The sequence below is a fragment of the Pseudomonas savastanoi genome (genome assembly GCF_020917325.1).
GTDB lineage: Bacteria > Pseudomonadota > Gammaproteobacteria > Pseudomonadales > Pseudomonadaceae > Aquipseudomonas > Aquipseudomonas amygdali.
Window position 1 is genome coordinate 596,088 of record NZ_CP076652.1, and the last position, 12,075, is coordinate 608,162.

Annotated in this window: 11 protein-coding genes; 6 read left to right on the top strand and 5 right to left on the bottom strand. The window is 59.3% G+C overall.

The window, feature by feature from the left end; all coding sequences use genetic code 11:
- The first annotated feature begins 9 nt into the window (after window positions 1-9).
- Genes KP808_RS02620 through KP808_RS02630 form a run of 3 tightly spaced genes read left to right on the top strand, consistent with a single transcriptional unit; the run spans window position 10 to window position 2,930 of the window.
- Window positions 10-966 (top strand): glycosyltransferase family protein, encoded by a 957-nt coding sequence (locus KP808_RS02620; RefSeq protein ID WP_058399883.1) that lies wholly within the window; start codon window positions 10-12, stop codon window positions 964-966.
- A 31-nt stretch (window positions 967-997) separates the two neighbouring features.
- Entirely contained in the window at window positions 998-1,771 is a 774-nt protein-coding gene (locus KP808_RS02625; protein WP_058399884.1) for a hypothetical protein, read from the top strand.
- The gene (locus KP808_RS02630) at window positions 1,761-2,930 is read left to right on the top strand and encodes an O-antigen ligase domain-containing protein (protein ID WP_230017396.1); all 1,170 of its coding nucleotides are present in this window, start codon (window positions 1,761-1,763) and stop codon (window positions 2,928-2,930) included. Before KP808_RS02625 ends, KP808_RS02630 begins: the two co-directional genes overlap by 11 nt.
- 45 nt (window positions 2,931-2,975) lie before the next feature.
- Here the strand turns inward: KP808_RS02630 and KP808_RS02635 are convergent, their stop codons facing one another.
- Window positions 2,976-3,614, bottom strand: coding sequence for a BUD32 family EKC/KEOPS complex subunit (locus KP808_RS02635; RefSeq protein WP_038820444.1), 639 nt, complete (start codon window positions 3,612-3,614; stop codon window positions 2,976-2,978).
- 178 nt (window positions 3,615-3,792) lie between these two features.
- On the opposite strand from KP808_RS02635, the gene msbA reads away from it, so the two are divergent.
- Complete coding sequence (gene msbA / locus KP808_RS02640) at window positions 3,793-5,595, top strand: lipid A export permease/ATP-binding protein MsbA (protein WP_058399894.1); 1,803 nt, start codon at window positions 3,793-3,795, stop codon at window positions 5,593-5,595.
- Between the two features lie 127 nt (window positions 5,596-5,722).
- The gene (gene hldE, locus KP808_RS02645) at window positions 5,723-7,147 is read left to right on the top strand and encodes a bifunctional D-glycero-beta-D-manno-heptose-7-phosphate kinase/D-glycero-beta-D-manno-heptose 1-phosphate adenylyltransferase HldE (protein ID WP_058399886.1); all 1,425 of its coding nucleotides are present in this window, start codon (window positions 5,723-5,725) and stop codon (window positions 7,145-7,147) included.
- A gap of 47 nt (window positions 7,148-7,194) precedes the next feature.
- On the opposite strand, the gene KP808_RS02650 is transcribed toward hldE, so the two are convergent.
- The 4 genes from KP808_RS02650 to KP808_RS02665 are packed head-to-tail and all read right to left on the bottom strand — an operon-like array spanning window position 7,195 to window position 10,556.
- Window positions 7,195-8,151, bottom strand: a complete 957-nt coding sequence (locus KP808_RS02650; RefSeq protein WP_230017397.1) for a metal ABC transporter ATPase — start codon at window positions 8,149-8,151, stop codon at window positions 7,195-7,197.
- 36 nt (window positions 8,152-8,187) lie between these two features.
- A complete protein-coding gene (locus KP808_RS02655) occupies window positions 8,188-9,003 on the bottom strand; it encodes an aldo/keto reductase (protein WP_019742281.1) in 816 nt (271 codons plus the stop codon).
- On the bottom strand, window positions 9,000-10,175 hold the full coding sequence (locus KP808_RS02660) for an NAD(P)/FAD-dependent oxidoreductase (RefSeq protein ID WP_230017398.1): 1,176 nt from the start codon (window positions 10,173-10,175) through the stop codon (window positions 9,000-9,002). Before KP808_RS02660 ends, KP808_RS02655 begins: the two co-directional genes overlap by 4 nt.
- A gap of 48 nt (window positions 10,176-10,223) precedes the next feature.
- Window positions 10,224-10,556: an SMR family transporter gene (locus KP808_RS02665; RefSeq protein WP_002551789.1), complete on the bottom strand. Its 333-nt coding sequence runs from the start codon at window positions 10,554-10,556 to the stop codon at window positions 10,224-10,226.
- Window positions 10,557-10,625: 69 nt separating this feature from the next.
- On the opposite strand from KP808_RS02665, the gene waaA reads away from it, so the two are divergent.
- Window positions 10,626-11,906 (top strand): lipid IV(A) 3-deoxy-D-manno-octulosonic acid transferase, encoded by a 1,281-nt coding sequence (waaA, locus tag KP808_RS02670; protein WP_005752733.1) that lies wholly within the window; start codon window positions 10,626-10,628, stop codon window positions 11,904-11,906.
- The last annotated feature ends 169 nt before the right edge of the window (window positions 11,907-12,075 follow it).

The following is a 12,075-nucleotide window of genomic DNA, read 5'->3' on the forward strand; positions in this document are numbered from 1 at the left end:
AGGAAATCCATGAAAGTTCTACTTCTGGTCCAGAAAGAGCAGCGTGCGATTCTGGACCGTCTCTATGACGGCATCGCGGCACACTGCGAATGCGACGTGCGCTGGCTGAGTTCCGGGGAGCAGCGCAACCTGCGTGGCTATTTCCGCCGCGAGGTGGACGTCAGCCGTTATGACCGGATCGTGTTTTTCCTGCGCTTCAAGCAGGAAGTGCGTCAGGTAGGGTTCATCCGCACGATCCCCAATCTGGTCATCCTCGAACACGATGCCTATCAGAACTACATTCCTTGCAAATACACCGGCAAGTTCAGTGCGCACTATCGCAAGCTGCCTTGGGCGCGGGTGATCTGCTCGGGGTTCATGGTCAGCGAGCGTCTGCGCCAGGAAGGCTTCGACGCGGTTTTCGTGCCCAAGGGCTATGACCAGAGCCTGTTGCAATTGCAGGCGCGTGAACGTGACATCGAACTGGCCTTCGTTGGCAGTACCAACAGTGTGGCCTACAGCGGTCGCAAGGCGCTGCTGGATGAGTTGGGGCAGGTCGAGAATCTGCTCGTCACGCGTACCAAGTCCGGGGAAGAGTATTGCGACACCCTGAACCGCATCCGCTTTTTCGTCAGTGCCGATGTCGGCATGGGCGAGTACATGATCAAGAATTTCGAGGCCATGGCCTGCGGTTGCGTGCTGCTGGCCTTCGACCAGGGTGCTGAAGAAAACCGCGCGCTGGGCTTTGTCGACATGCACAACATCGTGCTCTATCGCGACATTCCCGAGCTTCGTGAAAAGCTGGCGAAGTTGCGCGAAAACACCGCTCTGGCCAGCGAAATATCCTGTAATGGGCAGACTTTGGTCGAAGAACGCTTTACATTCCATGCCCTTGGAAAAGCCATCGTGGACGCAATGCGTTCGCCGTTGCGCAGTATGCCGGCGATGAGCTGGCTCGATCGCCTGCGGTCACGCTTGGGATGGTAAGGAATTATGAATATTCAATGATTGGGAACGAATGATGGTATTCAGCGAAAACAGCGACATTACGCTGGTCGTCACCAGTTGTGGTCGATTCGACTTGTTGAAGAGCACCCTGGAAACGTTCGACCGTTTCAATACCGCGCCCATACGCCATGTGCTGATTACCGAAGATTCGGGTGATGCTCAGGTTCAGGCCTGCATTCCCGAACACTGGCGCCCGCATACACGTTTCATTATCAACAACCCCAAGCTGGGGCAGATGCGCTCTGTCGATGCGGCCTATTCGTTGGTCGAGACATCCTGGGTTTTCCATTGCGAGGATGACTGGGATTTCTACCGCCCGCACTTCATTGAAGAATCAATGACGCTGCTCAAGCACGATCCTCAGGCATTGCAAGTCTGGTTGCGCAGCTACAATCATGATCTGCGTATTCACAGCCCCTATGTCTATTTGAACGAGCGTGAAGTGGTCGAAGGTATCCCGTTTTACAAACTGGGTTCGCACAAGCCGGAGTGGCAGGGGTTTTCCTTCAATCCCGGGCTGCGCCGTCTGGCTGATTACCAGCAGCATGCGCCGTATGCCGGGCATGGTGGCGAGAAGAAACTTTCACAATTATTTGCCGCGCAAAACCGTTACGCTCTGATCCTGGAAAATGATGCCGTATTGCACACCGGGTTCGGTGAGCATGTGGTGGTGCCGCAGGAGCGGCTCGACAAACAGCGTCGCAAGCGTCGTGATCGCGTCAAGCTGATCATCGCTGTGCTCGCTGGTCTGGTAACAGGTTGGTTGCTCAATAATGTCAGTTGACCGAATCAAAATCCCCAGTAGCAAAGTACAGACGTATTTCACCGTAGCGATTGTTGTCTTTCTGCTGAGTTTTATTCTTAACCCGTCAGCCAAGATCACCAACAATCTGTTTTACGCATTCACCGCCTTGCCGGGCTTGTTCTTCTTGATCAAGTACCGTGGCGCCGGGGTGTTTGCAGAACCGCTGGGCATAGCCTGGGCTGTATTCATGGCGTGCTTTCTGGTGCCGGCGCTGCAAGCGCAGGAGTTTCAGTATTACAAGCACATTGTCTACGTCAGCCTGTTTGTCTTTGTCGTGGCCGGGATTACGGAAAACGGTTTCTTCCGGCGCGGTTTGTTCGTGCGAGGCATGTTCTGGGCCATCTGCCTGTACATCCTGCTCGGCAGCATTTATAGCTGGGTGACCGGAAAATTCGAGTTCGGTCAGCGTGTGGCCATTCTTCCGGCACGTATGGAGAATGTGATCTACACCAGCGCCTGGCTGGTTTGCAGCCTCGCCCTGGCACTGCCGCTATGGGCCAGAGAACGGCGCTGGATTGAAGCGGTGTGTGCTGTTCTTGTTACTCTGGTGTTAACGGCCTTTGTCGTCCAGACCCGCACCGCGCTGGTGGGTTGCGCGGTTCTGTTCGCCGTCTGCAGCGCCTATGCGCTGTACCGTTTTCCATTGCGCACGATAGTCGCCTTGTTGGCGCTGGGCGTCGTGGCGGCGGCAGCCTTCTGGTTCGTCAAGGATGAACAGTGGGTCGCCCTGCTGATGGTCAGAGGGGATTCCTACCGCATCGAGCTGTTTGAAATCATGACCGGTGAATGGCGTCGCTGCGGCTGGGTGCTCGGCTGTGGTGTCGATTTCTACACGACCCAGACCCTGACGGGCGGCATACCGATCCAGCACCCGCACAATATTTTCGTGTCGCTGGGCCTGTACACCGGCGCCGCTTCGCTGGTGATGTTTCTGGTTGTTATGGCGATGACGCTGTGGAACGCCTTGCGCAACGGCGATGCCTGGGGTCTCTACCTGCTGTGCGCGCTGGTCATGCTTAACTTCGACGGCGGCCAACTGGTCGGTAACCCGGATGAGCTCTGGGTGCTGGTGTTGTTACCGGCAACGATGGTGCTGGGCCGTATTGTGCAGGCGCATCGGCGCCGGCAGCTGCAGTAAGATAAAAAATGGCCGCTTCGAAAGCGGCCATTTTTTGTGAAAGCGTTACTGAATAGCCTGAACCAGTTCGCTGGTGTCGCACAGGCTCTGAGCGCTCATGTAGCCATCCAGAAACGCCGGGTTGCCGTTGTCCAGCAGCCATTGGCGATCTTCCTGATAGCGCAACATGTGCTTGAAGTTGCGCAGACGCAGGCTTTTACGCAATGCGCGGCGGTAGGTTTTCATGTCGGCAATGTCGATCAGGCCGAGGGTGCCTTCCGGTGTGAGGATAACGTTGCCGAGATGGGCCGAGCGAAAGTAGATGCCCTTTTCATGCAGGTGGGCGATGAAGCTTCCCAGTTGCCTGCGCAGCTTGTCGTCGGCCACCGCACTGCCCAATAGCTGGCGCAGGGTGAAGCCTGCCAGCGGATCATAATGCACTGCATCGCGCTCGATTTCGGCGATGCGGCTTACCGAGCGTATGCGCGGGCAGGGAATGCCGCGCTTGATCAGCGTTTCACAGTTGTCTGCGAAGCGTTGGGCATAGGGATACCAGGCTGCCGAGCTGACAAGGCGTTTGCGTCGAAACAATTTCAACATGGAGCCGTCACGCAGACGTAGTACTTTGTCGCCCGTGCCATCGGCTTCAAGCACTTCGGCACCTTGAACCAGATCAAGGTAATGGGCGTGGTCAAACGCTTGCATCGATACTCCGGTTTTTATGCCCCAAGGGCTACTGGTCGTCATACAGAAGCCTGCTTTGCCGGTTTCAAGCAGCAATCAGAAACCTCAGGGAATGGACGAGCCGCCTATGTTACCGCAGCAGGCAGCCGCGAAAACCGCTGTGATACAATTCGGCCTCTTTTTAATACGACGGATTCTCATGACAACCTCCGAATCGTCCTCGACTTCCAGCGTGAAAATCTATTTCCGTCTGTTGTCTTATGTGCGTCCGTATGTGGGCATCTTCCTGCTCAGCATCATTGGTTTCGTGATCTTCGCCTCGACCCAGCCGATGCTTGCCGGCATCCTCAAATACTTCGTCGATGGCCTGACCAACCCTGAAGCCGTGCTGTTCCCCAATGTGCCTTATCTGCGTGAGCTGCAACTGTTGCAGGCAGTGCCGTTGCTGATCGTTCTGATCGCCGCATGGCAGGGGCTTGGCTCTTTCCTGGGTAACTACTTCCTGGCCAAGGTGTCTCTCGGGTTAGTCCATGACCTGCGGGTGGAGCTGTTCAACAAGTTGCTGGTTCTGCCCAATCGTTACTTCGATACGACCAACTCCGGCCACCTGATTTCGCGTATCACGTTCAACGTCACGATGGTCACCGGTGCCGCCACCGATGCCATCAAAGTGGTGATTCGTGAAGGTCTGACCGTGGTTTTCCTGTTCATCTATCTGTTGATGATGAACTGGAAGCTGACCCTGGTCATGCTCGCCATCCTGCCGCTGATTGCCGTCATGGTCGGCAGTGCGAGCAAGAAATTCCGCAAGCAGAGCAAGAAGATTCAGGTAGCGATGGGCGACGTAACGCACGTTGCCTCGGAAACTATTCAGGGCTATCGCGTGGTACGCAGCTTCGGTGGCGAGTCCTACGAACAGAACCGCTTCGCTCAGGCCAGTGACAGCAACACACGCAAACAACTGCGCATGACCAAAACCGGTGCCATCTACACGCCGATGCTGCAACTGGTGATCTACAGCGCCATGGCGGTGCTGATGTTTCTGGTGCTGTTCCTGCGAGGCGATGCCACCGCGGGCGATCTGGTTGCCTACATCACTGCGGCCGGTCTGCTGCCCAAGCCGATTCGCCAGTTGTCGGAAGTCAGTTCGACGATCCAGAAAGGCGTCGCCGGTGCCGAGAGCATCTTCGAACAACTGGACGTGGAAGAAGAAGTCGATACCGGCACCATCGAGCGTGATCGCGTGACCGGCCACCTTGAGGTGAAGAACCTCAGCTTCTTCTACCCGCAGACCGAGCGTCAGGTGTTGAACGACATCAGTTTCTCCGCAGCGCCTGGGCAGATGATCGCGCTGGTAGGCCGGTCCGGCAGCGGTAAATCGACCCTGGCTAACCTGATACCGCGTTTTTACGGGCACGAGATGGGCAACATCCTGCTCGATGGCGTCGAAATCAACGACTACCGTTTGCGCAACCTGCGCAAGCACATCGCCCAGGTCAACCAGAACGTCACGCTGTTCAACGACACGATCGCCAACAACATTGCCTATGGTGATCTGGCAGGTGCCCCGCGTGCCGACATCGAAGCGGCCGCCGCCGATGCCTACGCCAAAGAGTTCATCGACCAGTTGCCGCAGGGGTTCGATACTCAGGTGGGCGAAAACGGCGTGCTGCTGTCCGGTGGTCAGCGGCAGCGTCTGGCCATTGCTCGCGCACTGCTTAAAAACGCACCGCTGCTGATCCTCGACGAAGCCACGTCGGCGCTGGACACCGAGTCCGAACGCCACATCCAGGCGGCGCTGGATCACGTCATGAAGGGCCGTACCACGCTGGTTATCGCTCACCGCCTTTCGACCATCGAAAAGGCTGACATGATTCTGGTCATGGACGCCGGGCAGATCGTCGAGCGCGGTACGCATACCGAGTTGTTGGCACAGAACGGCTATTACGCCCGTCTGCATGCCATGGGACTGGACGAGCCGTCACCTGTCGGCGCAGTCTGATTTCGCTCTCACCGGGCGGGCCGCTGTGGCCTGCCTGCCTTCGGGCGGTGTGATTCAACAGCCTGTCGGTTATAAACCCCTGTGCTAAGATTCCGCCCCTGTCCATTTTTCAAGTACGGGTTGTTCCATGAAGCTATACATGCCGCGCTTTGATCAGGCCCCTGTCCTGGTGGTTGGCGATGTCATGCTCGACAGATACTGGCATGGTGGTACCTCGCGTATTTCCCCTGAGGCGCCGGTGCCTGTGGTCAAGGTCGATCAGATCGAAGACCGTCCGGGCGGCGCTGCCAACGTGGCCTTGAACATCGCTGCGCTGGGTGCACCGGCTTCGCTGGTCGGTGTGACGGGTGACGACGAGGCCGCAGAAAGTCTGACCAACAGCCTGAAAGCAGCGGGTGTGCTGGCGCGTTTTCAGCGTATTGCCGATCAGCCGACCATCGTCAAGTTGCGCGTCATGAGTCGCCATCAGCAGTTACTGCGTATCGACTTCGAAGAACCGTTCAACACTGACCCGCTGGCACTGAGTGCAGAGGTCTACAGCCTGCTCGATGGCATCAAGGTGCTGGTCCTGTCCGATTACGGCAAGGGTGCACTGAAAAACCATCAGGCGCTGATTCAGGCCGCCCGCAAGCGCGGTATAGCGGTGTTGGCTGATCCCAAGGGCAAGGATTTCACGATCTATCGCGGTGCCAGCCTGATTACGCCGAACCTCAGTGAATTCGAAGCCATCGTCGGGCATTGTGAAGACGAGGCACAGCTGGTCACCAAAGGTGCGCAGTTGATGCAGGAGCTTGACCTGGGCGCTCTGCTGGTAACCCGCGGTGAACACGGCATGACCCTCCTGCGTCCTGATCAGCAGGCGCTGCACCTGCCGGCCCGTGCTCGCGAAGTGTTCGATGTGACCGGCGCCGGTGACACGGTAATTTCCACTCTCGCGGCAGCGATTGCTGCGGGCGAGGAACTGCCGCATGCGGTGGCGCTGGCTAATCTGGCAGCAGGCATTGTGGTCGGCAAGCTGGGTACTGCAGCCATCAGCGCCCCGGAACTGCGCCGCGCCATTCAGCGCGAAGAAGGTTCCGAACGCGGCGTGCTGGGGCTGGAACAACTGTTGCTGGCGGTCGATGATGCGCGCGCGCACAAGGAAAAAATCGTCTTCACCAATGGCTGCTTCGACATTCTTCACGCCGGTCATGTGACCTACCTGGAGCAGGCGCGGGCGCTGGGTGATCGTCTGATCGTGGCCGTCAACGATGACGCGTCTGTCAGCCGTCTGAAAGGGCCGGGCCGTCCGATCAACAGCGTCGACCGGCGTATGGCCGTGCTGGCAGGCTTGGGTGCAGTGGACTGGGTGATCAGCTTCCCCGAAGGCACCCCTGAAAATCTGCTGAGTCACGTCAAGCCGGACGTGCTGGTCAAGGGCGGTGATTACGGCGTCGATCAGGTGGTCGGTGCCGATATCGTCCAGGCGTACGGTGGCGATGTGCGTGTGTTGGGGCTGGTGGAAAACAGCTCGACCACGGCAATTGTCGAGAAGATCCGCGGGCAGGCGTAGTTTTCAGCCGCAAGCTGCAAGCCAAGGCAAATCAAAAGGCTTGAGGCTCACAGCTTGCCGCTCATGGCGTGCAGCAGCTCCCGAGCTTTTCCGGTCAGGCGTTTCAGTCCTGACTTCTTCGCCGGTGGGGCCATGCCCTGCTGGCGTAGCCAGTCCTTCCAGCGAATTCGTTCCTCACGCACGATCCAGCCATCCTGCGCGGCAAAACTTTCGGCCAGGTACAGCCCTCGGGTGCCAGCCGGGATCAGTTTGTCGCGCTTGAGCGTATACAGCTCGGGCAGCGGCACTCCATTTTCCAGCGGCATCAGGTACAGGTCGGGTTTGCTGCGGTTAAGGCGGGCGACCAGTTGATCGTTTTCCAACACTTCATCGACATGGAAAAGGCTGACCGGGCGCGCTTCCTTGGGGATTTCCAGGCGCATGTCGTAAATCAACTGCAAGGACGCGGTGGGTAAATGCACATAAGCCCGTGGGCGTTCCAACAGTGTCAGGCTGCCGCTTCGCACCGGTAGCGCTGCGCCGGAGAGCGGGCTCAGACGAAAGGGCATGGCCTCGCGATAATGCAGCGCAGCGGCATATGGCGCAGGCAGCCAGGTCTCTTTGAACAGTCCACTCAGCCAGCCCTGAGGCGTTTCGATCATGCACTCTTCGGCCACTTCCTGAATGGCGGTATGCAGTGGCAGGGTCAGTTCGTGGGCCGGCACATAACCCGAGATCAGCTTGAGTACGACGTCGCCACGGTCCTGGCGACGCTGGCGAACCAGCACCCAGTAATCGCGATTCTGCCAGCTGACGGTAAGGCGAACGGACACCCCCAGATTGGCAAGCTCGGTGGAGAAACGTTCGGTGTCCGGCACGTCGATCTTGCGCCGCCGCTGCAAGGTCTGCGCGAAGTTCATCGGCATGCCGATGCTCTGGTAGCTCAGGCCTTCCGGCGTGGCCTCGACGAACAGCGGCAGGGTCTTGAAGTTGCTGGGGTTCTTGCGGATCAGTGTTCGCGGCATAACGGCTCCTTCTTGCGTTGGGGTCGGCCGCCTCAATCAGGCTTGACGGCAAATCACGGCAGCGGCAGTTGCAACGTTGTGCGCCAAGTGCAACGGATTGATGGTGCCGACAATAGCACTGGCAACCGCCGGATGTTCAAACAGTAGCTGGAAACTGGCCTGCACCGGGTCCATGCCCGGCGTCAGACAGACATGACCACTGGCCAGCGCTTTCTTCACCAGGATGCCTTTGCCATGGGCGGCAGCGTAATCCAGCACCGGTTTCTCGCCTTGCTCGTTGAGGTTGTAGGTGACCATCGCACAATCACCTTCTCGCAATGCCAGCAAACCGCCTTCGACCGTCTTGCCGGAAAAGCCGAAGCCGCGAATCTTGCCTTCGCGCTTGAGGTCGGCGAGGGTCTGATACACCTCGGCCTCGTTAAGAATCGCTAGATCATTGCCGTCCGAATGCACCAGCACCAGATCGAGAAAATCGGTTTCAAGACGTTTCAGGCTGCGCTCGACCGATTTGCGGGTGTGTTCAGCGCTGAAGTCATGGCTCGACTGGCCGTTATCGAATTCTTCGCCGACCTTGCTGACAATCACCCAGTCCTGGCGCTGACCGCGCAGTAACGGCCCGAGCCGTTCTTCGCTGGTGCCATAGGCGGGTGCAGTGTCGATCAGGTTGATGCCCATGTCGCGGGCCATGCGCAGCAGCATCTGCGCCTGCTGGTCATCGGGAATCTTGAAGCCACTGGGGTATTTGACGCCCTGGTCGCGGCCCAGTTTGACGGTGCCCAGGCCAAGGGGCGATACGCTCAGGCCGCTATTGCCGAGCGGGCGATGCAGGTCGTGAAGGGTTTTCAGGCTCATGGCAGCAGCTCATCCCAGACAGGTATGGCCATCGGCGGCCGTGGCACATCAACCAGCGGTAACTGCGGTGTCGGGTGAATGCCATCTCTCGAAAGCTGCGACAGAACCCGGTCAGCGAAGTCCGGAGCCAGTGCCAGTTTGGTCGGCCAGCCAACCATCAGGCGACGCTGGCTGTCGAGAAAGGCGTTGTCTGGCCGCACCAGCCCCGACTGGGCAGGCTCGGCACGGTCCACGCGCAGGGTCGCCCATTGCGCCTGACTCAGGTCGACCCACGGCAGCAGGGCTTCAAGCTCCTTGCGGGCGACGGCGATCTGCGCGTCCGGCTCGCGCACCACGCCCTCGGCCTCAGCCAGATCGCCGCCCAGATACCAAACACACTGGCCGTCAGCCGCAGGGTGGGTGGTGACCGTGATGCGCGGCTTGGGACCGCCACCCAGGCAGTGGGCGAACAGCGGTTTCAGGGTCGGGCCCTTGACCAGCACCATGTGCAAGGGGCGGCGCTGCATCTGCGGTTGCGACACGCCAAGTGCATTGAGCAGGTCGGCGTTGCCACCGCCAGCACTGAGTACGATGCGCTGGGCATGAATATCGCGCCCATCGACGCGCAGCCCGATCAGCTCATCACCCTCGTACAGCGGCTCGATGCTCTGACCGGCCAGCAGGCTGTCACCGGCCAGCTCGGCGAGTCGCCCGATCAGGCTTGGTACATCGACCACCAGTTCCGCGAGGCGATAGACCTTGCCCTTGAATTTGGGGTTTTGCAGTGCGGGCGGTAATTGCTCGCCCTTGACCTGATCCACACGGCCGCGCACCGCCTTGCTGGCGAAGAAGCTGGTGAGGTTGCCGGCGATGGTGCCCGGCGACCACAAGTAGTGGGCCTCGGACAGCAGGCGTACACCGGACAGGTCCAGCTCGCCTTTGCCATCAAGAGCTTCACGCCAGCGGCGCGGCATGTCGGCGATGGCCTCGGAGGCACCGGAAAGCGCACCGTGCAGCGCGTACTTGGCACCGCCGTGGATGATCCCCTGAGACTTGAGGCTTTGCCCGCCACCCAGGCTGGCGCTTTCTACCAGCACTGTCGAGAACCCTTGACGACGCAACCGGGCGTTGAGCCATAGACCGGCTACGCCAGCCCCGACAATCAGCACGTCAGTGGAAATAACCGATGGCATGAGCACCTCAGTGAGCAAAAAGTACGAGCATTATAAAGGATCGGCTTTTCAATGCCCGGCGGTTTTCGAGAACAACTGGATGACCGCTACGCCAGCCACAATCATGCCCATGCCCAACAACGCGGGCAGGTCGAGTTTCTGGCCGTAGATGAAGAACGCCGCAATGCTCACCATGACAATGCCCATGCCCGACCAAATGGCGTAGGTGATGCCGACCGGGATCGTGCGCATCACCAGAATCAGCATCCAGAATGCAATCGCATAACCGGTGATCAGCAGCAACAACGGCAGGGGAGTGCTGAACCCTTTCACGGCTTTCATGGAGGTGGTGGCGATGACTTCCGCGCAAACGGCGATAGCCAGCAGGTAATAAGCGTTCATGGTGCATTCCTTTTCGTCAGGCTGCGCATTCTAGCGACTTGTGATGGCGGGCTGATAAACTCCGCGCCCATGAATAGAACCCTTTATACCCTACTGTTTCATCTCGGCCTGCCACTGGTTGCCCTGCGCCTGTGGTTACGTGCGCGCAAGGCTCCGGCGTATCGCCAACGCATCGGCGAGCGGTTCGCCAGCGGTCTGCCTGCCATGCAGCGCGGTGGTATCTGGGTGCATGCGGTGTCAGTGGGCGAAAGCATCGCGGCCGCGCCGATGATTCGCGCGCTGCTGCTGCAATACCCCCAACTGCCGATCACTGTGACTTGCATGACGCCCACAGGTTCGGAACGAATCAAGGCGCTGTTCGCCAGCGAGCCGCGCATTCAGCATTGCTACCTGCCATATGACTTGCCCTGGGCGGCAGGGCGTTTTCTCGATCATGTGCAGCCCAGGCTGGGCATCATCATGGAAACCGAGCTGTGGCCCAACCACATCCACCAATGCGCCCTGCGCGGGATCCCCGTGGTGCTCGCCAATGCGCGGCTTTCGGAGCGCTCGGCAAGGGGCTATGCACGCTTTGCCAAGCTTGCCCGGCCGATGCTGGCGCAAATGGCCTGGTTCGCGGTGCAGACAGAAGTCGAGGCGCAGCGCTTTCGTGATCTGGGCGCGCGTCCCGAGTGCGTTGCGGTGACCGGCTCGATCAAGTTCGACCTGAGTATTGACCCGCAATTGCTGGAACGTGCCGCGCACTTGCGTGAGCAATGGCAGGCGACGCAGCGTCCGGTATGGATCGCCGCCAGCACCCATGCAGGCGAGGATGAAAGCGTTCTTTCAGCTCATCGCACGCTATTGACGAGCCATCCTGATGCGCTGCTGATCCTGGTACCGCGTCATCCCGAGCGTTTCGACAGCGTGCATGCACTGTGTCAGCAGCAGGGTTTTGCGACGGTTCGGCGCTCATCCGCACAGGCTGTCACGCCGGACGTCTCGGTGCTGATGGGCGATACCATGGGCGAATTGCTGTTTCTCTATGCGCTGGCGGATATCGCTTTTGTGGGCGGCAGCCTGGTGCCTAACGGCGGCCACAACCTGCTGGAGCCTGCTGCGCTGGCCAAACCGGTGCTCAGCGGCCCGCACCTGTTCAACTTCCTCGAGATTGCCACCATGCTGCGCACTGCCGGTGCGTTGCAAGAGGTCAGCGATGCGACCACGCTGGCCGCCGCCGTGCAGGGGCTTTTCGACCAGCCACAGCAGGCTCGCAGCATGGCCGATGCAGGGCTGGCTGTGATGAAGGCCAATCAGGGCGCGCTGCAACGCCTGCTCGACGGGATCGGGCGGTTGATGGGCAGGCGCTGAGTCGGAGGACGCGGAGCGTCCAGAACTGCATGCCGACGCAGAGCGTCGGCACGATAGTTGAGCTCGTCCAGACGCCTATCGTTCCTCAAGCTCCCGCGTGGGAATGCCTTAGGTGACGCTCCGCGTCACAAATCTGCGTCGCGCTGCATGACTTGAAGTCGGGCGCAGA